The sequence below is a fragment of the Roseivirga pacifica genome (genome assembly GCF_900111145.1).
Taxonomy (GTDB): domain Bacteria; phylum Bacteroidota; class Bacteroidia; order Cytophagales; family Cyclobacteriaceae; genus Roseivirga; species Roseivirga pacifica.
Map to the genome: position 1 here is coordinate 1,817,187 of NZ_FOIR01000001.1, position 22,838 is coordinate 1,840,024.

General features: G+C 42.9%; 25 protein-coding genes. 11 read left to right on the forward strand and 14 right to left on the reverse strand.

Annotation, left to right across the window (positions count from 1 at the left end):
• The first annotated feature begins 14 nt into the window (after positions 1-14).
• Both BMW98_RS08205 and BMW98_RS08210 read left to right on the forward strand, forming a co-directional pair.
• Positions 15-662: a thioredoxin family protein gene (locus tag BMW98_RS08205; RefSeq protein WP_139177450.1), complete on the forward strand. Its 648-nt coding sequence runs from the start codon at positions 15-17 to the stop codon at positions 660-662.
• The gene (locus BMW98_RS08210) at positions 620-1,270 is read left to right on the forward strand and encodes an NAD(P)H-binding protein (RefSeq protein WP_090258015.1); all 651 of its coding nucleotides are present in this window, start codon (positions 620-622) and stop codon (positions 1,268-1,270) included. Before BMW98_RS08205 ends, BMW98_RS08210 begins: the two co-directional genes overlap by 43 nt.
• A 321-nt stretch (positions 1,271-1,591) precedes the next feature.
• On the opposite strand, the gene BMW98_RS08220 is transcribed toward BMW98_RS08210, so the two are convergent.
• The 3 genes from BMW98_RS08220 to BMW98_RS08230 form a co-directional block, all read right to left on the reverse strand.
• Positions 1,592-3,412: a Xaa-Pro dipeptidyl-peptidase gene (locus tag BMW98_RS08220; protein WP_090258017.1), complete on the reverse strand. Its 1,821-nt coding sequence runs from the start codon at positions 3,410-3,412 to the stop codon at positions 1,592-1,594.
• Between the two features lie 67 nt (positions 3,413-3,479).
• Positions 3,480-3,755, reverse strand: coding sequence for a hypothetical protein (locus BMW98_RS08225; protein WP_090258018.1), 276 nt, complete (start codon positions 3,753-3,755; stop codon positions 3,480-3,482).
• The gene (locus BMW98_RS08230) at positions 3,752-4,918 is read right to left on the reverse strand and encodes a hypothetical protein (RefSeq protein WP_139177452.1); all 1,167 of its coding nucleotides are present in this window, start codon (positions 4,916-4,918) and stop codon (positions 3,752-3,754) included. Before BMW98_RS08230 ends, BMW98_RS08225 begins: the two co-directional genes overlap by 4 nt.
• Before the next feature lie 60 nt (positions 4,919-4,978).
• Here BMW98_RS08230 and dtd point away from each other — a divergent pair, with 60 nt between their 5' ends.
• The 4 genes from dtd to BMW98_RS08250 all read left to right on the forward strand — a co-directional run bounded on the left by dtd (position 4,979) and on the right by BMW98_RS08250 (position 7,570).
• Positions 4,979-5,431: a D-aminoacyl-tRNA deacylase gene (gene dtd / locus BMW98_RS08235; protein WP_090258020.1), complete on the forward strand. Its 453-nt coding sequence runs from the start codon at positions 4,979-4,981 to the stop codon at positions 5,429-5,431.
• 2 nt (positions 5,432-5,433) lie between these two features.
• Positions 5,434-5,775 (forward strand): nucleotide pyrophosphohydrolase, encoded by a 342-nt coding sequence (locus tag BMW98_RS08240; protein ID WP_090258021.1) that lies wholly within the window; start codon positions 5,434-5,436, stop codon positions 5,773-5,775.
• A gap of 2 nt (positions 5,776-5,777) precedes the next feature.
• Positions 5,778-6,638: a DUF6263 family protein gene (locus BMW98_RS08245; RefSeq protein WP_139177454.1), complete on the forward strand. Its 861-nt coding sequence runs from the start codon at positions 5,778-5,780 to the stop codon at positions 6,636-6,638.
• Between the two features lie 260 nt (positions 6,639-6,898).
• The gene (locus tag BMW98_RS08250; RefSeq protein WP_162844703.1) at positions 6,899-7,570 is read left to right on the forward strand and encodes an aspartyl/asparaginyl beta-hydroxylase domain-containing protein; all 672 of its coding nucleotides are present in this window, start codon (positions 6,899-6,901) and stop codon (positions 7,568-7,570) included.
• On the opposite strand, the gene BMW98_RS08255 is transcribed toward BMW98_RS08250, so the two are convergent.
• Together BMW98_RS08255 and gcvT are read right to left on the reverse strand one after the other, a co-directional pair.
• Positions 7,567-8,265 carry a 2-phosphosulfolactate phosphatase gene (locus BMW98_RS08255; RefSeq protein WP_245733516.1) on the reverse strand — a complete coding sequence of 233 codons (699 nt, stop codon included), beginning with the start codon at positions 8,263-8,265 and terminating at the stop codon, positions 7,567-7,569. The two genes, BMW98_RS08250 and BMW98_RS08255, sit on opposite strands and share 4 nt — an antisense overlap.
• A 67-nt stretch (positions 8,266-8,332) precedes the next feature.
• Complete coding sequence (gene gcvT, locus BMW98_RS08260; protein WP_090258025.1) at positions 8,333-9,421, reverse strand: glycine cleavage system aminomethyltransferase GcvT; 1,089 nt, start codon at positions 9,419-9,421, stop codon at positions 8,333-8,335.
• Positions 9,422-9,572: 151 nt separating this feature from the next.
• Between gcvT and BMW98_RS08265 the strand changes: the two genes are divergently transcribed.
• Together BMW98_RS08265 and BMW98_RS08270 are read left to right on the forward strand one after the other, a co-directional pair.
• Positions 9,573-11,960 (forward strand): ABC transporter permease, encoded by a 2,388-nt coding sequence (locus BMW98_RS08265; protein ID WP_090258026.1) that lies wholly within the window; start codon positions 9,573-9,575, stop codon positions 11,958-11,960.
• Positions 11,961-12,087: 127 nt separating this feature from the next.
• Entirely contained in the window at positions 12,088-12,552 is a 465-nt protein-coding gene (locus tag BMW98_RS08270; protein WP_090258027.1) for a nuclear transport factor 2 family protein, read from the forward strand.
• Between the two features lie 6 nt (positions 12,553-12,558).
• Here BMW98_RS08270 and BMW98_RS08275 read toward each other — a convergent pair whose 3' ends face one another.
• Positions 12,559-13,155, reverse strand: a complete 597-nt coding sequence (locus tag BMW98_RS08275; protein ID WP_090258028.1) for a ribonuclease HII — start codon at positions 13,153-13,155, stop codon at positions 12,559-12,561.
• Between the two features lie 25 nt (positions 13,156-13,180).
• Here BMW98_RS08275 and BMW98_RS08280 point away from each other — a divergent pair, with 25 nt between their 5' ends.
• From BMW98_RS08280 to BMW98_RS08290, 3 genes are read left to right on the forward strand one after another with little or no spacing between them, the layout of a single operon-like run.
• Positions 13,181-13,765 carry an NUDIX domain-containing protein gene (locus BMW98_RS08280; protein ID WP_245733517.1) on the forward strand — a complete coding sequence of 195 codons (585 nt, stop codon included), beginning with the start codon at positions 13,181-13,183 and terminating at the stop codon, positions 13,763-13,765.
• 18 nt (positions 13,766-13,783) lie between these two features.
• A complete protein-coding gene (locus BMW98_RS08285) occupies positions 13,784-15,133 on the forward strand; it encodes an MATE family efflux transporter (RefSeq protein ID WP_090258029.1) in 1,350 nt (449 codons plus the stop codon).
• Between the two features lie 49 nt (positions 15,134-15,182).
• The gene (locus tag BMW98_RS08290) at positions 15,183-15,884 is read left to right on the forward strand and encodes a head GIN domain-containing protein (RefSeq protein WP_090258030.1); all 702 of its coding nucleotides are present in this window, start codon (positions 15,183-15,185) and stop codon (positions 15,882-15,884) included.
• A gap of 168 nt (positions 15,885-16,052) precedes the next feature.
• Here the strand turns inward: BMW98_RS08290 and BMW98_RS08295 are convergent, their stop codons facing one another.
• The 8 genes from BMW98_RS08295 to BMW98_RS08330 all read right to left on the reverse strand — a co-directional run bounded on the left by BMW98_RS08295 (position 16,053) and on the right by BMW98_RS08330 (position 22,804).
• On the reverse strand, positions 16,053-16,727 hold the full coding sequence (locus BMW98_RS08295; RefSeq protein WP_090258031.1) for a lysoplasmalogenase: 675 nt from the start codon (positions 16,725-16,727) through the stop codon (positions 16,053-16,055).
• Positions 16,727-17,917: an MFS transporter gene (locus BMW98_RS08300; protein WP_245733518.1), complete on the reverse strand. Its 1,191-nt coding sequence runs from the start codon at positions 17,915-17,917 to the stop codon at positions 16,727-16,729. The genes BMW98_RS08295 and BMW98_RS08300 overlap by 1 nt, the downstream gene beginning before the upstream one ends.
• A gap of 4 nt (positions 17,918-17,921) precedes the next feature.
• A protein-coding gene (gene prfB / locus BMW98_RS08305) for a peptide chain release factor 2 (RefSeq protein ID WP_185116628.1) occupies positions 17,922-18,999 on the reverse strand; the annotation gives its coding sequence in 2 pieces (ribosomal slippage) (positions 17,922-18,947 and positions 18,949-18,999; 1,077 coding nt in all).
• A 91-nt stretch (positions 19,000-19,090) separates the two neighbouring features.
• Positions 19,091-19,678 (reverse strand): hypothetical protein, encoded by a 588-nt coding sequence (locus BMW98_RS08310; RefSeq protein WP_090258032.1) that lies wholly within the window; start codon positions 19,676-19,678, stop codon positions 19,091-19,093.
• A gap of 22 nt (positions 19,679-19,700) precedes the next feature.
• Positions 19,701-20,207 carry a hypothetical protein gene (locus tag BMW98_RS08315; RefSeq protein ID WP_090258033.1) on the reverse strand — a complete coding sequence of 169 codons (507 nt, stop codon included), beginning with the start codon at positions 20,205-20,207 and terminating at the stop codon, positions 19,701-19,703.
• Positions 20,208-20,245: 38 nt separating this feature from the next.
• On the reverse strand, positions 20,246-21,310 hold the full coding sequence (locus BMW98_RS08320) for a branched-chain amino acid aminotransferase (RefSeq protein ID WP_090258034.1): 1,065 nt from the start codon (positions 21,308-21,310) through the stop codon (positions 20,246-20,248).
• Between the two features lie 195 nt (positions 21,311-21,505).
• On the reverse strand, positions 21,506-22,057 hold the full coding sequence (locus tag BMW98_RS08325) for a cob(I)yrinic acid a,c-diamide adenosyltransferase (protein ID WP_090258035.1): 552 nt from the start codon (positions 22,055-22,057) through the stop codon (positions 21,506-21,508).
• 3 nt (positions 22,058-22,060) lie between these two features.
• The gene (locus tag BMW98_RS08330) at positions 22,061-22,804 is read right to left on the reverse strand and encodes an ABC transporter ATP-binding protein (RefSeq protein ID WP_090258036.1); all 744 of its coding nucleotides are present in this window, start codon (positions 22,802-22,804) and stop codon (positions 22,061-22,063) included.
• Between the last annotated feature and the right edge of the window lie 34 nt (positions 22,805-22,838).

Sequence of the window (22,838 nt, forward strand, 5' to 3'; positions counted from 1 at the left end):
TAAATCCCTGTTTTTTGAAAGGAAATATGGGAGTGATTACACAAGCATTGTTGGATGAAGCCATGAGCTATCAGGCATATAGAAGTCTGATTGATAAGCTGATGGATGAAGGAAAAACCACTGGGCCTAAACAAACAGCGGCTTATGTTGACTATGCGCGAATGAGCCAAAAGCGCATGAAGAAGTGGGAAAAGGTTGGGAAGCTCAGTGAGCAACTTGTTGAGCAAATCGCTAAAGTGAATAGGCCTATGACTTGGCTGGTGATAACCGAAGGCTGGTGTGGCGATGCCGGACAAACACTTCCGTTTATACATAAAATGGCTGAGGCCAACGAGTTGATCGACTTAAAGCTAGCGTTGCGCGATGAACAACCCGAACTGATGGATCAGTTTTTAACCAATGGTGGCCGTTCCATCCCAATCTTAATTGCTATTGATACTGCGACACTGCAAGTATTGGGTAAATGGGGGCCAAGGCCAGAGGTGATTCAGCGTGAGTTTTTGGCTAACAAAGTTTCGCAAGAACGCACAGGTACTGAGTTTTCCGAATACATGCATTTGTGGTATGCCAAAGACAAAGGCGCTTCGATTCAAAGCGAATTTTTGGCTATTTTAGGTGTATGGATTCAAAAACAGCAATCATTGCCGGTGCAAGCGGGTTGATTGGCCGGTCATTAACGCAACAACTATTACAAAGCGAAAGCTACGGTCAGGTAATCGCTTTGGTACGAAAGCCTCTCGGTATTCAGCACGAAAAGCTGAGTGAAATCACAACAGATTTTGATGCGCTAGAAACAATGGAGGCGTTTCCGAAAGGAGATGACATCTTTTGTTGCTTGGGTACAACGCAGGCGAAGTCGAAGGATAAGGAAAGCTACCGTAAGGTGGACTATCACTACTGCTACAATTTGGCAGAACGTGGGTTAAGGGAAGGTGCCAGTCGGTTTTTTCTAATCTCAAGCCTTGGAGCTAAAAAAGGCTCACGCAATTTCTACCTTAATTTAAAGGGAGAGTTAGAGCACGCCATTTCATTTCTGAATTACCGCACCATATACATCTTTCGTCCATCGCTGTTGCGGGGTGATAGAAATGAAAATCGTCCTGGTGAAAAGTTTGCGCAGTTCATTACGCGCATCATTCCATTTATTGGGCCATGGAAAAAGTACCGCCCTATTCATGCTGATAAAGTGGTAGATGCCATGCTAAAAGTGGCTCGGCAAGAAGATAAGGGATGTTACTTCTATGAGTCGGAAATTATGCGGAAGATGTAATTGATTTGGGAATTGGTGGATTTGAAGATGAAAGGAGGGCTCTGGAAAATTTGGTTGTTGGCAAGCACTATTTCAGCCATCTTTTTCTATTTCCTAACAGCAACAGCTCCCTTGGATTTAACGGGATCTAGCGACCTTCAATTATACGATACTTATTATGTTACCACGAACTGGACGTTCCTGTTGATGTGGTTTCTCCTGTTCCTTATGTTGATAGGAGTATTAACTCTGATTTACAGGCTGATTCGTACTTTAAGTACTAAGGGGTGAAAAAATATGAGCTCATTTCTAACTTGAGAAAGAGCCCATAAGCTTGATTCCTTAATTCGCGGCCTTCTCAAAAGCTGCTTTTCCACCAACTACTGGTAGCGTTAGTTTTGTGCCATCTAGGTCTATCGTTAGCTCGGTACCTGGCTCTGGGTGTAGTGTAAATTCCTTATCGCTAGAAAAGATCATTAAGCCTATTTGCTGGCCTGCCGGAATAATCTGGTCATCTGGCTGTAAGTCGAACGATAGGCTATAAAACTTGCCTGGTTTTAATGGCTTACTTTTACTGAGTGATTTATAATTCTGCGGGTCTGCCCAACCACGGGTAATTATGTTGTCATAAATTTTAGCATCAGCAGCTTCGTTCCAAGGTAATGCAACCAACCAAACCGATAGGTTTGCAGCGGGCTTGCTACTGGCTAGTTTTATTTCAATTTTACCCACGCCCGATAGGTGAAGTGCTTCTTTTAAAGTAGGGCTTAGGTACAAGAGTCTGTTTTCAGAAGTCTTTGCTTTGGCTAAATCAGCACCAGAGAAATTCACGTCATCAACCAACTTTTCCGTTGCTTTTGCTTTACTACTTGCTGTCGTAAGGTTACCAGCAGTGTTTCCTCCTTTTGTCAAGTGCAAGGTTACATCTTGCGCTGCTGGGTGAGGGTAGTCTGCGTAGGCAGTTGGTTCTTTTTGCGAGTCTCTTTCTCTCACCACCCAAGCCTTTGCATCGTTTTCTACACCATTATCAATGCCGTGCAGGTACTTGGTAAACCATCGGTTCATTTGCGAAACTGGTGGAGGTCCACCGTGCCCATCTTGGTGATAATAGATTTGAACTGGCAGGCCCATTTCTTTGGCTCTTTTTGCAATGCGGTAGCTGTGTTCTGGCATTACGTTCCAATCGTTAAAACCGTGCGACATTAACAGGGCAGCCTTCATTGGTTTCATGTCATTCAAATAATCACGCCCGGCCCAAAAGTCATTGTAGTCACCTGTTACCCTATCCAGGTTGTTCGCCATTTCAGTATCGCGTACCGTGCGGTTATTGTAAGCACGCTTCGACTCATCACCACTGTGAATAAAGTCGTAAAGCACATCAATATCTTCGCCTAGGTATCCACCTGGGCTTCTTACCAAACCATTAGAGCGGTAATAGTGATAATAAGAAGTGTTCGGTGCGATTGGAATAATCGCTTTTAGTGCGTCAACTCCAGTAGTTGCTGCCGCTAGCGGAAGTGTACCATTGTAAGAAGTGCCTGTCATGCCTACTTTTCCGGTAGACCAATAAGCCTGTACTTTTTCGTTTCCTTCGCGTGAAGTATAGCCGTTGTCCTTGCCCGACAACCACTCGATCACGGCTTTGGGAGCCAAAGATTCATTGTCGCCACCAACGGTTGGCGAACCATCAGATAGACCAGTTCCTGGAGAGGAAGAGTGCACCACAACATAACCGCGTGGCACCCAAGTACGAATCTGTGAGTTAGAAATAATCGGGCGTTCACCTCTTCTTTTTACTTCTACATGAGTGCGTGGTGGAGGGGTAGCACCCAGTTCATGTTTTACATTCCAGAATAAGCCAGGAGCCATACCGGCCGTACCTGCATAATAAGGGCTGCTTTCGTACACCACAGGTAATTTTAAACCTTCAGTTTCGGTTTGTTTTGGGCGTGTTACATCCACATGCACACGGTCTGGCTTGCCGTCACCATCGGTGTCAAACTCAGTTTCTACCCAAAGATCTTCGCGAATCCATTCGTCAGGATTATTAAATGCCTCAACTATTTGAGCTTCTCCATCTTTAAAAACGGGTTCGGCTTTTTGGGCAAGCGCTGAAAAACTAAAAAGTATGGCCCCGGAAAGGGCTAAGAAAGAACGCTTCATATTTATCTGTTTTAGAGCCTTTAAGATAGGAAATATTTAAAGGTGAAAATGATAGTTATTGTTCGGACTACTTGGTTAATAAATAATAGAATAGAGTGCCTAATAACAGACAGCCAATAAGTGTCAGTACGAGTAGGATGTTTTCCTTTTTCTTCTGTTTTCTTACTTTAATTTTAAATTCAATAAGCTCTTGCTGACTAAGTTTCTTGAATTCTAATTTCCCCTCAGAAAAAGAGCCATTTTCTTTCCTCAACTCTTGAAGGCTTTTTCTTTTGCCTAACAAGGCCTTGTTTCCTCTTGTCGATTTCTGTGCTTCGTTCCCTGGGCCGTATCCAAAACTCATTTTGTGCGTGGGTTTATTGTCAAAAATAGCGTGGTCATGATAGTGTAGGAAATCAATATACCTATGAAATAGTTGTCCGAGAATTCTGGATACCAATTCTCCCATGTTTCCCATTGAAAGGCAGGGTCGGGAATAGCAGTATGCAGCATCATAAGCGGCAAAGAGAAAACAATCAGCAGCCAATATTTTTTGAAATCAGCCTGCTGTAGTTCGTATATAAGCCATGTGGCAATAAAGGGAAAGCCCAGATAGACAATGCGTGTCATATCGCCACCGGCTAAAATGCCAAAAGCTAGGTATAATGCAGTAAAGATGACCAGCAAATTGCGTGTATTATCGTAGTAATAGTGTTTCCGGTAGCGGTTGATGGCCCACCAAATGGCAGGGCCAAAAGCCATTGAAATGGCTGCCAACCAACGGACTATTTCAAAAGGGTTTAGCAGTGCTTGCTTGGCGTGATAGCCAATGGTGATGAGTGCGCCTTTACCAGCTTCAATTGGTGGAAAGTAGAAGTTAATAAACCACTGTGCAGCCAATGCCAAAACAGCCGAGCCTGCTATAATATATAGACTGTAAAAACCTTCTTCTGTCTTTCTATTGTGCCACCAGGCATAAACAAAGAGGATAATGGGCAGCGCTACAAAAGACTCCTTTTGGCAAGTCGCTAGTGGGGCTAACCATAAAAGATGTACAAATTTTCGTTTTAAAACGGCCCATAGAAAAACCGTTTGAAAGAAATACGTGGGTACATCTACGGTTATTGGGTCAAAGGCATTGAGTCTAATCATTCCCGTCCAATGGAATATGAGCCAAACAAAGCCTGCCCAAAACCACTTTAGCTCAAAACCCAATTCGCGCCAAAGCTTAAATAGCATCCATACGGTAAGCAGAGAAAAAACTAGGTTGATCCATTGAAAATCGTGGATTACTTCTTTGTTAATTAGGCTGGCTAAATACGGAACGAAAATCCGCTGGTGAAAAGGGAAAGATACATCGAAACTGTCGGAATTTCCGGTGAAGTAATTGTAAATCAGGGTGTACTCATTGCCGTCAAAAGCGGGGGCTAGTTCGTAGCTAAGTGGTGCTTGTAATGCTTTGTAAGCAAAAAATGCAGCAATGGTTAACAATAAAAAAACAGGAAGCCAATAGAGCCTAATGCGCATAGGGTGAAAATATGCAATTCGCTTGAATCCTAAGTTTTTTATCAGGTTTTTTGCGTCCAAATGATAGCAGTTATTCAGCGAGTTTCCGAATCGTCAGTTACTATCGAGGGCCAAATTAAAGCCTCAATTGGTCAAGGAGTGATGATTTTGGTGGGAATAGAAGAGGCCGATGATCAGGAAGATATTACTTGGCTTAGCCGAAAAATAGCCAACATGCGCATTTTCGAAGATGAAGCTGGTGTAATGAACAAAAGCCTGATAGATGTGGATGGCGAGGCGCTGATTGTCAGTCAGTTTACGCTGCATGCAAGTACTAAAAAAGGCAACCGACCTTCATACATTAAAGCTGCAAAGCCCGATATTGCTATCCCCCTTTATGAGGCTTTCAAAACCCAAATGGCAGCGGATTTAAACAAACCTGTGGCCTGTGGAGAGTTTGGTGCCGACATGAAAGTTGCCCTTATCAACGATGGTCCGGTGACCATTTTAATCGATACAAAAAACAAACAGTAACCATGACAGAAGATACTAAAGGATTGCGCTTGGTTCAGTTAGAGGTAGACGACTGGATTAACGAGTTTGGTGTGCGTTATTTCAATGAGCTCACCAATATGGCACAGCTTACCGAAGAGGTGGGCGAGGTGGCCAGAATTATAGCCAGAAGGTATGGCGAGCAATCAGAAAAGGAGTCCGATAAAACAAAAGACCTTGGAGAAGAGTTGGCAGATGTACTATTTGTGGTAGTGTGTTTGGCAAATCAAACTGGAGTGGATCTGCAAGCTGCTTGGGAAAGCAGAATGGACAGAAAAACTTCCAGGGATAAGGATAGACATAAGAACAACGAAAAATTACGCTAGAGATGAAATTAATAATGACACTTTTGGTAGGCGCATTAACCTTGCTGCCTACAGCTAAGCCTAAAATTGACGGTTACAACTTCAAAAAGGGAGAGAAGTACGAACTGAATGTGATTATGGCTCAATCTATTACACAAAGTGTAATGGGACAGGAAATGCTTACAAAAATGAATATGGAGACAACTGAATTGCTTGAGGTGGTAGATGTTTCTGGTGATGTATTCACAATTAAAGTTACTGGTAAGAGGCGTTTCCTTAAAATGAATATGCCGAATGGTATGGGTGAAACCATCATGAATTCTGAAGGCAGCGAAGCAATAGATAAGCCCTTTAGTATAATGGTTAATAAATCTTACTCAATGAAGATGAACCGTCAAGGAAAGGTACTTGAGTTAATAGGGGTTGATGAGATGGTTGAGGCAATGGAGCAGGAACTTGCGGGAACCCAGTTTGCTGCTCAGTCTGGCGAGTTGTTAGCCATTTACAGTGAAGACAACTTGAAGACCACAATGAATACTCAGTTCGAGATTTATCCTGAAGATGGAAAAAGAGAGTGGGGTATACATAATGTAACCGTAGTGAGCAATATTCCTGTTGATGTATCAATGGATATGAGTTTTAAGGATGACCAAACCATTTATGGTGAAGGAACAATCAGCATGGATGGAGATATTTCGGCCATGGGAATGAACATGAAAGCTAAAATGAACGGTACTCAGCAATCAATTTTCGATTTGGCCAGTAATGGAGTGCCTACTAAAGCGCAAACTATTCAGGAGGTTTCTGGTGACCTAGATGCCATGGGACAAAAAATACCAATGACAATAAACACTGAAGCAACCACAACTTACGTTAAGCTTTAATTAACCCTGTTGTTTTACGGGTAAAAAATTGAAATAAATCCATAGTAAATTTGCTATGGATTTTTTTGTGTTGCATTTTTCAGCCTCAATGGAACTCTAAGTGGTCAAAAACTTTTTATAGCGATATGATAGTTCTTCAGGTTATTTTAGGCATCGTCCTACTTTTTATTTTGCTCAATGTGGTACTATATTTTATTGAGCCAAGCTTAATTGCAATTACATTTTCGTTGGTCTTGAGAATGTTTTTTAAAAACCCTCCAATGGTGAGTTTGGAAAAGTATTTTCCTGAACATAAGCTGTTAAAAGACAACTGGAAGGTAATTCAAGAAGAGTTAATAGAGGTGTTGAAAAATGAAAACAACATCCCGAAATTTCACGAAGTAGACAAAATTCAACGATTTATTTCGGATAAGGACAATGCTGCTTGGCGCGTGTTTATGTTTAAAGCATACGACAATTGGCAGGATGAAAACTGCGCAAAAGCGCCAAAAACAACCGAATTGCTGAAGCAAATTCCGGGAATTACTACAGCCATGTTTTCAATTCTTGGCCCGCAAAAGCATATTCCACCACACAATGGTTTTTACAAAGGGGTTTATCGTTATCATTTAGGTTTGGTAATTCCTAAAGAAGGTGAGTGCTACATTGTAAATGGTGGCGAGCGCTACGACTGGAAAGATGGTGAAGATGTGCTGTTTGATGATACTTACAGGCATGCCGTTTGGAATAGAACTGAAGAAACCCGCGTGGTACTTTTCTGCGATGTTTTCAGAAACGATTTGCCGGCAATCTTCCAACCAATGAATAAGTGGGTTTACGGACTCAGAGAAAAGTCGAAACGCTTAAAGTCTGTACTGAAAAATGCTGAAGTTCAGGTGGATTTGAGAGAGGAAGAGCGACAGACTGCCCAAACTCCACAGCCGCAAGTTTAAAGCACTAAATGGTCGTCCAATAGCTTAGGGACAACTGAGAACTCGTCTATTTTGGCGCAGTATTCAATGTCCCTGAGTATACCAAAACTGCTCAATCGGGCAGCGTGGTTGCTTCTGCTAATGTAGTAACTCAGGTCGTCTTTCATGCTTTGGTATAGAAAAAGCGCAGAAAGCGTGGCATCATCCTCAAAAGCAGCGGTGTTTCTAAGTCCATTGCAAACTGCTCCTGCAAAAAGGCTGTCTTCTAGGTTGTAACGGCCTTTCCAACCAGCACAAAAAAGCACAATGTCTTTGCCCTTATTTTCTAAGTAGTTTACAACTGCCGAAAGATTAAGGAAGGCTCCTACAATTATCTCGTCAGCATCTGCCGAAAGCTCAATGGCTTTGGTGCCATTGGTTGTTGTTGTGGCTACTTTTTTGCCCCTAACAGCATCCTCCATATACTCAAATGGAGAATTGCCCATGTTGAAGTGTTCTACCTTTTTTCCGCCTCTTTCGCCCGCCATTATATAGCCTTTAGCGCCTAACTCGGTACAGGCTTCAATGGAGCTTACGGGGCGTATGGTTTCAACTCCAGAACCCATGCCGGCCACCATGCAGCTGGTAGCTCTCAGTACATCTATCACCACTACAATTTTTCCTTTTAGGTCGAATTGCTTGATGAGTTCGGGCGTATAGCAAACTTCTATTTTCATAATTAATGGGGCGGGTGAGGTAAAAAGTAAAGGCAGCAGCTCGTATTAGCCACTGCCTTTAAAGTTTTTATTTTTTGTAGATAGGAAGCTTTACAACTTCTGCTTTTAGTCTTCTGTTTCTCACGGCTACGTAAATTTCGCTGCCAGGAGCACTAAATGCTTTGGTAACATAACCAAGGCCAATGCCGCAGCCCATGCAAGGCGACATACTGCCTGAGGTTACTTCGCCTATTACGTTTTCTTCTGCGTCTAGTAACTCGTAATGACTGCGTGGAATACCTTTGTCTAGCACTTTAAAGCCTACCAACTTTCGCTTTACGCCTGCTTCTTTTTCAGCTTTAAGTGCTTCAGAGTTGGTAAAATCTTTGGTGAATTTTGTAACCCAACCTAGTCCGGCTTCTAGCGGAGAAGTTTCGTCAGTAATGTCGTTGCCATATAAACAGTAGCCCATTTCAAGTCTAAGGGTATCTCTTGCACCAAGGCCAATTGGCTTAATGCCGAATTCTTCGCCTGCTTCGAAAATCTGTTTCCATACAGACTCAGCGTGGTCGTTGTGAACATAAATCTCAAATCCGCCAGCACCAGTGTAGCCGGTGGCCGAAATAATAACGTGATCTACACCAGCCATTGGGCCAACTATGAAGTTGTAAAACTTGATGTCCTCAAGGTTTACGTCAGTAAGCTTTTGTAGTGCTGCTGTTGCTTTAGGGCCTTGTACTGCAAAAAGAGAGTAGTTGTCCGAAACGTTTTTCAAGCTCACACCTTTTGTGTTATACTTGTTTACCCAGTCCCAATCTTTATCAATGTTTGAGGCATTCACCACCAACATCCACTTTTCTTGGTTAAATCGGTAAATCAAAAGATCGTCTACCACCCCGCCAGTTTCGTTTGGCAAATATGCGTATTGTGCTTGTCCGTCAACCAGCTTAGAAACATCGTTACTCACAATGCGCTGGATCAGGTCCATGGCCTCAGGTCCTTCCAAAACGAATTCTCCCATGTGCGATACGTCAAAAACACCAACAGCATTTCTTACTGTGTTGTGCTCTTCAATATCTGATGAGTAACGTACAGGCATATTGTAACCTGCAAAAGGCACCATTTTAGCGCCAAGTGACTCGTGGAGGTCGTTTAGGGCAACATTTTTTAATTCCATAGCTATTAATTGTTTACGCCAACAAATGTAAGGATAGCACCTTAAATAAGCTGACATAAAGTAGAATTCTTAGTAGGTTGAAAGAGGTACGCAACCGATAGCTGATTAATTGCGTCAATAAAGCAATTACTCAAATCAAAAGGTCAAAACAATGTTTAAGAATTTTCTAAAGGTCACTTTACGTAGTGTCCTCAAAAGCAAGGTCTTTGCTTTTATTAATGTAATAGGATTAGGGCTAGCACTAGCATGCTGTATCGTAGCATATCTCAATTACGATTTTGCAAAATCGTTTGACGATAATCACCTCAACAAGGATGAGATTTATATGCTCAGCAGCAATAGACAAATGCAAGCCAATGAGGTGCCATATAATTTTGCCCCTGCGGCCTTGGCCAATAGGCTCAAGGAAGATGTGCCAGGGCTAAAACATGTTTCTCGCTACAATACAGATGGTATTACCATTAAATCTGGCAACAGAATCTTCAACCGAAATATAGGTTTTGGTGACGAAGACTTCTTCGAGATGTTCACGTTCCCGCTTAAGTACGGCTCTATTGAGCACTATAACGACATCTCATACATCTACCTTTCTAACGAAACAGCCATAGCGCTTTTTGGAGATGTGAATCCAATGGGAGAAACTGTGGAGCTAGTGAATAACGATGGCTCCAACTGGATTTTTAAAGTTGGGGGAGTATTTGAGCCAATTCCTGAAAACACCCTAATGCAGTTTCAGTCCTTTACTAATTGGGAGAACTACGTGAGAATTAAGGGGATAAAGCGCAATGATTGGGCGCAGTTTGTGGCGGCTGTTTATGTACAAACTACCGATGCCAGTTTGGCCGAACGAATTCCAGGGATGATGCAAAAGTACATCCCCATTCAGAATGAGGCTCGAAGGGACTTTGAGCTTTCAAGCTTCTGGGTTCAATCTATGGAGGAAGCGCCAGTAAATCAGCGCGATTTATACGGAGGCTGGATGTGGCAGGCTATGAACGAGGCGGCCATAGTAGCGCCAAACATTATGGCGATTCTGATTCTGTTATTGGCTTGTTTCAACTTTACCAACACGGCAATTGCGATGTCAAACAAACGATTAAAAGAGATTGGCGTAAGAAAAACACTAGGCGGTAGTAGAGAACAGTTGATGCTACAATTTTTGGCCGAAAATCTGTTTTTATGCCTAATGGCCTTGATTGTGGGCTTGGCGATGGCAACCTGGTTGGTGCCGGCATACAGTGCCATGTGGCCAGGCTTAACCATTCACTTAAGTTTTTCGCAACACCCCGATTTGTTATTTTTCTTAATCGCTGTATTGCTCGGAACAGCGCTTTTGGCAGGTGGTTACCCTGCACTTTATGTGAGCCGTTTTAAGCCTGTTTCCATTCTAAGAGGAACGCTTAAAGTGAATAGCTCGAGCATTTTGGCGAAAATTCTACTTTCCATTCAGTTTATGATTTCTGTGCTGGCTTTGGTTTCAGGTTTTGCCTTTTTGCAAAACGCCTCTTACCAAGAGAACCTCGATCAGGGTTACGAAAAAGAAAAATTGATTATGCTGCCAATGGCCGATGCGGCCGAAATGAAGCAGATGCGCAACACAATTACTTCCAATCCCCTGATTCAGGAAACAGCTCCTACGCGTCATCATATTGGGTGGGGGGTGCCAGCCAGACCGGTTAAAAATAAAGATCAGGAGTTTGAGGTAGACATAATGGATATTGGGGTTGATTACATGCTGGCTTCAGGTATGCAGGTTTTGGCTGGTAGGCCTTTCGATAAGGCCAATCAAGAGTTGGATAGGACAAATTCTATTGTAGTTAACCAGAAAATGGCGCGAAATTTTGGCTATCAAAATCCTGAAGATGTGCTTGGGGAGACTTTCTATTTATTCGATACCATAAGATACAATGTAGTTGGGGTGGTTAAGGATTTCTTCGATGCGGGACTTTGGGACCCGATTGATCCGATTATGATGCGCCTTTTCAATGAAGATGAGGTAAGCAACCTGCTGGTAAAAGTGGATGCTTCTCAAATTACACAAGTAGATGATTACTTGGAGGCCACATGGCCGCAGGTGGTAGATGATAGACCTTATAGCGGTTTTATTCAAGAAGAAGGCATTCTCGGTGAAGCTAAGGAAGTGAATGCGAACATTGTAACCATCTTCGTTTTCCTCTCAGTAATCGCCATCATACTGTCGGCAATAGGGCTCTTTACTTTGGTTTCTATTAACATTTTAAGTAGAACAAAGGAGATTGGTATACGAAAGGTTTTAGGAGCTACAGTAGTACGAATTACCACACTGATCAACCGTCCATTTTTAATTTTGGTGTCCGTGGGTGCGGTGCTTGGCAGTGTGGCTGGCTATTACTTAACACAAATGCTGATGGACACCATTTGGACCTATCATATGGATATGAACTCTTTGACCTTTATAGTACCAATTGTGAGTATTCTCTTGATTGCTTTGATCTCTATTTCGGGAAAAGTGGTAAATGCAGCGCGACAAAATCCGGTAAAATCATTGAGATACGAGTAAAAACAAACGCTTACTCTTGAAAGGCAACCTATCTGATTTTAAAGGCAGGTAGGTTGTTTTTTTGCATGAAACGTAACCGATTACCTTTTTGAGGAGTACAAAAGGATAAACTAAAAAGGTCAACACTATGAAAAAAGTCTCCCTAAGTCTATTGGCGCTTGTAGCGCTTGTTTACTTCACTTCATCTTTCGCACTCAAAAATACTGAAAACGCAGCTGCTGTCGATGATGTGAAAGAATTGGTTTACAATGCCTACATCAATGGCGCTTTTAACGAACTGAATGCGGATGCCATGCGCAAGGGCTTTCACGAAGATTTTGCCATCTATTCACCAAAGGGAGAGCAGATAAGCAAGTACCCAATTAAAGCTTGGGCAGATGGTGTGGAGAAGCGCAAGGCAAACGGCTACGATGCCTCAGACGCGAAGAATAAGTGGGAGCATAAATTTGCTAATGTAGATGTTACAGGTCATGCCGCTCAGGTAAAAGTAGAGCTGCATAATCAGGGCAAGCATGTGTATACCGACTATTTGAGTTTATTGAAGTTTGATAGCGGCTGGAGAATTGTGGCAAAGGTTTATCAACAGCATTGAGGCTTTTTAAAACAACTCCATTTGTTCGGGTAATAATCGGAATGACTTTCTGTGTAAGGGAGTGATTCCGATTTTTTTTATGGCTTCTCGGTGTTGTTTGGTGGGGTAGCCTACATTCTTTTCCCAGCCATAGCCTGGGTATTGCTGTGCGGCTTGTCGCATTACTCTGTCGCGATGGGTTTTGGCTAAAATAGAGGCTGCTGCAATGCTCATGTACTTGCCATCGCCTTTTACTATGCATTCATGCGGAATGTCCTTGTATGGTTTGAATTTGTTGCCATCAATCAGAAGCAATTCTGGTGTAGTTGTCAGTTGCTCAATCGCGCGGTGCATGGCCAAAAACGAAGCATTCAAAATATTTACTTCATCAATTTCTTCGGGGCTTACCTCTATCACATGGTAGGCCAAAGCATTTTTTTTGATTTCCTCTTCCAGCAAATCGAGCTTTTTCTGGCTCAATTTTTTAGAGTCGTTTAGGAGCTCGTGTTCATAACCATCGGGAAGAATTACCGCTGCAGCCACTACGGGGCCAGCCAGTGGGCCGCGCCCTGCTTCATCGCATCCTGCTTCAATTTTTTCCGATCCAAAGTCTTTCGCTAGCATAGGGCAATAAACATACAAAGGGAAGATGGAAGTCGAAAGCAATGGCTATTTTTGCGGCATGGATGAGACAAAAAATCCTTGGAAGACGCTAAGTGGTAAGAAGGTTTACGAAAACCCTTGGATTCGGCTAGACGAATATGAGGTGATAACGCCTACGGGTAGCGAGGGGATTTATGGCAAGGTTTCTTTTAAGGGAAAAGCTGTTGCCACTCTGCCAATAGATGAAGATGGCAATACATGGTTGGTAGGACAGTACCGATATACGCTCAACGAATATAGCTGGGAAATACCTATGGGTGCGGTGCCAACTGAAGAAGGTTATGAGCAAGGCGCTTTGCGCGAACTCAAAGAAGAAACCGGTCTTGTAGCCGAAAAATTGGAGTTTTTAATGAAGATTCACACTTCCAATTCCGTAACTGACGAAGTGGGGATGGTTTATATAGCTACAGGTCTATCGCAGGGAGAGACTGATTTTGACGATACCGAGGAGTTGGCTATTAAGAAACTGCATTTTAAAGAAGCTTTAAATATGGTTTTGGAAGGAACAATTACGGATAGTTTAAGCGTTGGGGCTATTCTGAAATATGCATTTATAAATAAACTGCACTAGGGTTGTGCACATTTCTTTATGTCGAATACGCTTTCATACCAACAACATTTACGGAAGACCTTTGTCCTTGCTTATCCGGTTATGCTCAGCCAAATGGGGCATATTTTGGTGGGGATTGTAGATAGCATCATGGTTGGTCAAATTGGACCCGAGCCATTGGCAGCCTCTTCTTTTGCTAACAATTTAATGGGAGTGTTTATGATGTTCGGCATTGGCTTGTCTTACGGCATTACACCATTAGTAGCTCAAGCTGATGGGCAGGGCAATCAAAATCAGATTATCCGAGTGCTACGCAATGGCATTATCCTTTCCATACTTACGGGAATAGTGATTTTTACCGTGCTCTTTGGGGTTTCGTTTGCCATGCCGTTGTTAGGTCAACCCGATGAGGTAGTTGCCCTTGGGCGACCGTACTTTTTGATCATTGCAGCATCCCTCGTACCCATGATGATCTTTCAAGGTTTTAGGCAGTTTGCGGAAGGTAAATCGGTAACCAAACCTACCATGTACATTACCATAGCAGCTAATGTGGTGAATGTAATTTTCAACTATCTACTCATTTATGGTAAGTTCGGTTTTCCTGAAATGGGCTTGAACGGAGCAGGTTGGGGTACTTTTATTTCGCGCTGTTTAATGGCAGTAGGGTTAAGCCTGTTTGTTTATAGATACTCCAAATTTAAAGATTATCGTGCCGGTTTTCAGTTGCTCAAGGCCAAACTCGATCTGTTCAAACCAATACTGAAGATTGGTGTGCCGAGTGGTGCTCAGTTTGTGTTTGAGGTTGGCGCCTTTGCCATGGCAGCACTTATGATGGGCTGGATGGGCACCTTGCCTTTGGCGGCACATCAGATTGCCATCAGTTTGGTTTCTATTAGCTACATGATGGCCACGGGTATTTCGGCAGCTTCTACCGTTCGGGTGGGTAACCAAATAGGGCTGAAAGATGGGGCTAACCTAATGAAGGTTGGCAACACAGGCTTTGTTATGGCACTCATCTTTATGACTTTCTGTTCATTGATATTTATTGTATTCAGCAACTTTTTCCCAACGCTTTATGTAGATGCACCTGATGTGATTGAAATCGCGGGTTCCTTAATCATTGTGGCAGGCTTTTTCCAGCTTTCGGATGGCGTGCAAGTAGTTGGTCTTGGGGCGCTCCGGGGCATGTCCGATGTGAAAGTGCCCACCATCATCACATTTGTGGCTTATTGGGGGCTTGCTATTCCATGCAGCTATTTGTTGGGCTTCGTGTTCGATATGGGGCCGGAGGGAATTTGGTATGGTTTGCTCATAGGCCTTACAGTTGCCGCAGTTTTGCTTTATATTCGGTTTAAGAAGTTGGCTGCGGAGAAAATTCGTAGTTTCTAATGCAACCATAGTCGTCAATGCATGTCATTGATAGTGAAATCCAAAAGATATGAACAGAAGAATATTGATCGCATTTACATTAGTCTTATTCACACTTGGTGCTTTTGCCCAGCAAAGAGAAACCCGTGAGGTGGGTAGGTTTGACGAAGTAAAACTGAGAACATCGGCTAAGGTGTACATTACTCAGGGCAATAAAAATGAGGTGATCTTGGAAGGCGATCGTGATGATTTGGAAGACATTAGAACGGACGTGCGTGGGGGTGAATTGGAAATATCCAACCGCAGAGAGTCAGGCTGGAATATTTGGGGAAGTTCTCGCTCAGATGTGAACGTTTACATTACGGTTGTTGAGTTAGAGGCTGTTACCGTAAGCGGTTCTGGCGACATTATTGGTAAGACTCTGATAAAAGCAGACGACTTTAGAGCTGCTATTTCCGGCTCAGGCGATATCGAAATGGAAATTGACGCTGGACGTTTGGAAACAAGGATATCAGGTTCGGGCAATATAGAGTTAACAGGAGCAGCTAAGTCGGGCATGTTGAGCATCAGTGGCTCTGGCAAGTTGTTGGCTGAAGACCTAAAAGTTGACGATTTTGATGTGCGTATCTCAGGTTCTGGTAGAGGTTCAATTACCGTGTATGGCGATTTAGACGTGCGAATCTCTGGCAGCGGAGGAGTTTACTATAGCGGCAAACCTACTTCTGTAAATACCAATGTTTCTGGCAGCGGGAAAGTAAGAAGGATTAACTAAGTCTACTCTTCAGTCTAGTTCTCGTTTGTAGAGAGGGCTTGTGAAAACCTCACCTTTTTTCCCTTGTCGGTGTTGTCACCGACAAGTTTGCCAATGAATAATATCTTTTGGTACTGCTATACATTGAAAATGCACTGCTCAGAAATCCTCGTTTACAACGAGGAAGAGTTAAACTTTTAACTTCTGAATAAACTGCCTAAAACCCTCTACCAACATGTACTGACCGGTCAAGTAGGTAAGCATTACTAAAAATCCTGCTTGAGGAAATGGAAAAGTGAATTTGTTAATGGCCAATATTGAGTCGCTTACCATAAATAGCACCGCGCCACCCATTACCCACCAAAAGTCTTTCATCTCGGTTTTCTTCCAGCGCTTTCTGGCGCTCAAACCCATGATGCAAATTACCGTGGTGTAAACAATTGTTGGGATGTACATTTCGCCCAGATCGTTCTTAATAATGCTGAAGATTAGTAAGCCTACGAGGAAAAAGATAGCGTCTTGCCATTGTAGTTTCATTTTGCTCTCTTGATCATTCACAAAGTTGATATTCATGATGATATAAACGATGTGAGCAATTAAAAAAGCCACTAAACCTGCAAGAAAGAAGTTACTGGAATAGTCGGTGAACATGAGCAAGGTGTCGCCTAAAAAGCTAAAGAAAAGAGCGGCAAAAATAAACTTATTGAGTGGTGTTTTTTGCGTGCTTTGGTAGAAGTAAAGCCCTAAGGCCGGCATCAGCAGGGGTTTGGTAATAAAGCCTAACATGGCTATGTCCGTTGCTGCGGCAATCAGGTTGAGTAAGGAAAGAACTAAAAAGGGGAGAAGTGATTTGGGAAAAGTCATTAGCCAAATTTTGCGGTAACACGATTACCCAAATTTAGCCCAAAGTTTAGAAATAATAAGCCGCTAAACGCGGTTGCTGCACAAGTAAGAAAAGCCAGCCTTAAATTGGCAATCTCATTGCTATAAATAAAGCCGCTAATGAGAGCGCCCAGTCCAATACCAATTTCCAGAGCTATGTACATGGTGGCCAAGCCTTTTCCGCGAGCCTTTTCTAGGCTCAAATCAATTGTCCAAGCATAAATGGTTGGCGTATTCATGCCTACTGCCACTCCAAAAGCAATGGCGCTTAATATCAACATGGTAGGGGTATTGGTATAGGCAATCATAATGTCGGCAATTACAATGGAAAAAGCCGCCCATTTCAGTACAATTACTCTCCCGTATTTATCGGAAGCTTTCCCTGCCAAAATGCGAATGATTAACGAGGCAATTACAAACACTGTAAAGAAAATCCCTTTGTCACCACCTTTGAAGCCTACATGTTCCGCCAAATCTGGCATAAGCGTAAGCGCTGCACCAAAAGAAAACGAGGTGAGTAAAAACAGTATAGAGGGATTGAAAACGCGGGGTTCTAATACCTCGTCTTTTCTGATTACCATTAAACTCGGATGAAAACGCTGTGTGTTTTTAAGCGTTTCTTTCATGCCGATTAAAATGAGCACAGATAGTAATGCCAATACCGAAGAAGTGTAAAACATGGTTTCTAACCCAAATGCTTCGGTGATTTTTGGGCCAAAGCTAGGGCCTGCGGCCATACCTATGCTACCGAACAAACCAGAGTAGCCCATGGCCTCACCTCTGCGGTTGGCCGGCACTATATCGGCAATGTATGCTGAAGTTCCTGTGGGTTTAAAACCAGTAGAAAATCCGTGTAAAAAGCGCAGTAGCATAAAAGCCCAAACGGTTCCGACTAGGGGATAAAGAAAACCCATGACAAAGCAGACGCCAGCGCCTACAATCATCACGGGTATTCTGCCTATTGTGTCGGAAAGCTTGCCACTAAACGGACGGGAGAGCCCAGCCGTAACAGTGAAAAGCGAAATCACAAAACCCTTTAGCTCACCACCACCCAGTGTAGTAAGGTAGTTGTAGAGATCGGGAACGATCATATTGAAGCTCGAAAAAAACAAAAATGAACTCGTACAGAGTAGGAAGAACTGTACGGAGAAAATGCTTTTTTGCGAACTCATAAATCTAATTTTGCATCAAATAGGCCTTGATGAAATCATCTAAGTCCCCGTCTAACACATTTTGTACATCGGTTCGTTCCACCCCTGTTCTATTATCTTTAATTAATTTATAAGGGTGCAATACGTAGTTCCTAATCTGCGAACCAAAGTCTACGCGCATCTTTTCACCTTCCACTTTATCGCGTTCGGCATAGCGCTTTTCCATCTCTATTTGGTATAGGCGCGACTTCAGCATGGCCAAGGCTTTTTCCTTGTTGCCAAGCTGCGAACGAGTTTCTGTATTTTCGATGATAATGCCCGATGGCGCGTGTTTCAAACGCACACCAGTTTCTACCTTGTTTACGTTCTGTCCACCAGCACCACCCGAACGGAAGGTGTCCCAGCTAATGTCCGATGGGTTGATCTCTACCTCAATGGTATCATCTACCACAGGGTAGGCAAATACCGAGGCAAAAGAGGTGTGTCTGCGTCCTCCCGAATCGAAAGGAGAGATGCGCACCAAGCGGTGTACTCCGGTTTCCGACTTAAGCTGTCCATAAGCAAATTCGCCTTCGAATTCTAACGTACAAGACTTAAGCCCAGCAACTTCACCCGGCTGATAGTTCACTTGGCGAACTTTCATACCTTTTTTCTCACCCCACATAATGTACATGCGCATAAGAATTTCGGCCCAGTCGTTACTCTCGGTGCCACCGGCTCCTGGGTTAATTTCTATCATGCCATTCAGCTGGTCTTCTTCGCCACTAAGCATTTTCTTAAACTCAAGCTCTTCTAATAGCTCCAATGCTTTGTTGTATGCGGCTTGAATTTCTTGCTCAGACCCTTCTCCCATTTCGAAGAATTCGTTGAGGGTTTCAAGGTCTTCAGTAGCGGTGCTTACTGCCTCAAAGCTGGTTACCCAAACTTTTTTGGCTCGAATATCTTTTAGTACTCTTTCTGCGGCTTTGGGGTCGTTCCAAAAATCTGGTTGTGCGGTTACAAGTTCGTCTTCTTCTACTTCGCGTTTCTTAACATCGTAGTCAAAGATACCTCCTCAAGGCGTCAACACGTGCCTTTAAATCTTTCAGTTGGTCTGAAGTCATAGTGAATAAATTTTGGAGGGCAAAGGTGGTGAAATGCGCGTTAAGTATCAATTAGCCCAGTTGATTTTTGCGCTTAATTAATCTTTCTGTATTAAGACAAAATCTTTCGCTCGTCAACCAATCGTGTGGCTTGGTTTGTTGTGAGGATATCAGTTGTGGCGGTCTGTCTAACTTCTATGGCATCTGCTTCACCCAAGTAGCTGATTAGCAACTCTATTTCACGGAAACGCCTTTGTCTTCTTCCCCAATCAATTTTTCCATTTAGTTTATAGTGATGGGGTGTTTCCAATTTCAGTTCGCCAATCTTATGGTCGTGCCGGGTTGGGGCGCCTAAAAATGCATCGTTTTTTGTGTAGTTAAGGTAAACGGGGAAGGCAAGGTTGCTGGCGTAATGAATGGAAAGAAATTGGTAATGCCACGGTGTGTTCGGCCTTTTAAAAGCGAGTATTTCGACTTCCTTTTTGAGTATGTCTTCAATAATTAAGATGCAGGAAGTTTCTTTTTCCGCAATGGCCGATTGTTGATGTTTTTGTGGAAGAAGAAGCGTTTTGCCTTCCATATAACCGCCAGTGGCATGATATGACTTTGGCCATACACTAAATTCCTTACGAAACTCAGGAGTGTAGAGCGGCTTTTCTATGAAAAGGTCTTTTTTGAGAATTCTAATTACGTGTGTCATAACGCAAGCTAGAATGGAGCCTTTACTTTAAGTCTACTATGTAGATTTCGAATTTGGGGTTGGTAAGGTCCACCTTTTTACGCCTAGCAGCTTTTAAGGCCAGGCCGGTACCTATCATTGCTCCGCTGGTTATGGCAGTGCCTTCATGAATGGAAAGGTCGTTACCGTCAACCAAAGTGTTATTGATCTGATCTAGGAGGAAAAGCCCGCCACCAATTACTGGTAAATAAACTTCTGCTACTCGCAAAAACTCGGAACGGTTGGTGTTGGCATGTCTTACGTCTACAACTTCAATTTGCTCCAGCAGTATTAGGTTGTTTTCAAGAATAATGGTGCTGTCCGCGAACTCTGTAATACGGTCTGCAAAGAAAACCTCTTGGCCTTTTTGCTTGTATACGAGCTGGTCGCCTACGGTGTATTCATATTTTCTTTTGGTTCCTTTTTTACGAAGAACAAGGTAGGCCTGGGCGTTGGCTGATAAAGCGATAAAAAAAAGCCCAAGCACGATAAGGAGTGGTTTTCTTTTCATGCTTGGTGCTAATTACGCAAATTTATCGTTAACGGACGTTAAACTTTGTAAGTCCATCCATGAGTATCTTCTTTTTTTCCTGTTCTAATTGCATTTAACTCATCTAGAATGCGCTTAGAGATAGTCCAATTTTCTGGAGAAGGCAACTCAAATGTTTCATCTTCAAAACCAATTTTACCAATTGGTGCAATGGTAGCAGCCGTGCCTACACCAAATGCTTCTTGCAGCCTTCCGGCTTTGGCAGCTTCTACAATTTCTTTAACAGCTAGCGGTTTTTCAATCACCTCAATGCCCCATTCCTTGGCAATGGTTAAAACGCTATCGCGTGTAATTCCTTTTAGAATTGTGCCTGAAGTAGGTGCTGTCATCAGCTTTCCATCAATTATGAAAACCAAGTTCATTGTACCAGACTCCTCCACGTATTCGTGGGTCTTTCCGTCAGTCCAAATTAACTGGTCAAAACCTTGTTGCTGGGCTAAGCGTGCAGGGTAAAGGCTAGCGGCATAGTTGCCTCCAGCTTTAGCAAAACCAGTTCCACCTTCGAATGCGCGAGAGAATTTGGTCTCGATCTTCACATTTACAGGTTTAGAATAATAAGCTCCAACCGGACAAGTGATGATCATGAAACGGAAGTTTTGTGAAGGGCGAATGCCTATGTATTCGTCAGTACCAAATACAAATGGGCGAATGTACAGCGAAGTGTTTGGCGCTGAAGGAACCCAAGAACTATCAAGTTTAATAAGCTCCGTTAAAGCGTCCATAAATAGATCTTCTGGTACTTCAGGAATACACATTCTTTCGGCAGAAATGTTCAAGCGCTGAGCGTTGGCCTGTGGGCGGAAAATGATGATTTCTCCTGCTTCGTTTCTGTATGCCTTTAAGCCCTCAAAAATAGTAATGGCATAGTGTAATGTGGTATTTGCCGGGCTGATAGATATGTTTTGATAAGGCGTAATCCTTAGGTCTTTCCATTCACCATTAACATAATCTGCCATAAACATGTGGTCAGAATAAAGCTGACCGAATGGAATGTTGGTTTCGTCTAGCTCATTAATTCGTGATTGAGCAGTTTTTTCAATTCGGATAGTAGCCGTATCAATCATATCACTTCAATTTTATAGGTCAACAAAAATACAAATACCCTAAACCTAATGCAAACGTTGTTGCATTGCTAAAATATTAGTATTCAGGTAGTTGTAATCTTTTAGCTCCGAAGAATATTGGGAGTAAAATCTAATTTACACTAATAAAATTCTGAAATAATGTATTGCGACCCAATTATTAAACAGGAAAGAATTTTATTTCTTTCGAGGCTCCCATTTAACCTCTTCTGCTTCAAGGTCTTGTGCCATTTTACGGCCTAACACAAATAAAAAGTCAGAAAGACGGTTGAGATATTGAGTTACTATTTCGGCTACTGGCTCTGTTTCGCCAAGGGCTACGGAGATGCGTTCGGCTCTGCGGCAAACACAACGTGCAATGTGTGCATACGACACTGACTGGTGCCCACCAGGCAAAATGAAATTGGTCAAGGCCGGTAAATCAGCCTCCATTTTATCCATCTCGGTTTCAAGTAATTTTACGTCCGAGTCGAACAGGTCTGGTTTAACTACCTTGTCTTTGCCTGGTTCGGTAGCTAATTCAGCCCCTAGTGTAAATAGCCTATCTTGAATGGTTTTGAGCAGATCTTTGCGTTGCTCGTTGGCGGGTTGATCGCGTAGTAGGCCAATGTAACTGTTCAGTTCATCAACTGTGCCATAGGCTTCAATACGCAGGTGTGCTTTGGAAACACGGGCACCTCCTAATAAAGAGGTGCTGCCTTTGTCTCCAGTTTTGGTATATATTTTCAAAGCTTATGCTTCTTGTTCTTGAGCAGCTTGCTGCTTAAGTGGGTTAATCCTTGTTGGATTTTCGTTAACCACATCTTTCTCGATCAAACCATCGCGAAGTCTTACAATTCTGTGCGAATACTCGGCAATGTCATCTTCGTGCGTTACCATAATAATGGTGTTGCCTTTGTCGTGAAGCTGAGCAAACAGGTCCATAATGTCGTATGAGGTTTTGGTATCCAAGTTACCAGTAGGCTCATCGGCCAAAATGATTGAAGGGTCGTTTACCAAAGCCCTGGCAATGGCTACCCTTTGGCGCTGACCACCCGAAAGTTCGTTTGGTTTGTGGTGACATCTTTCTGCCAAGCCAACACCAGCCAAAGCGGCTAGAGCTTTTTCTTCGCGTTCTGCTTTGCTATAGCCAGCATAAATCAACGGTAGGGCTACGTTTTCTAAAGATGAAGCTCTTGGCAAAAGGTTAAATGTTTGGAATACGAAGCCAATTTCTTTGTTTCGAACCTCAGCTAATTCGTTTTCCGTCATATCACTCACATCGTTGCCGTTTAGAATGTATTGGCCACCAGAAGGTGTATCCAAACAGCCGATCATGTTCATAAGGGTAGATTTACCCGAACCAGAAGGTCCCATGAATGACACGTACTCACCTTGTTTGATCTCGATGCTTACAGATTTTAAGGCGCGAATGGTTTCGCTACCCATTTGATATGCTTTTGCGATATCTGTAGTCTTTATTACCGTTTTGCTCATGCTTGTATGACGTCAGCGTGTCCTAAAAAGTTTA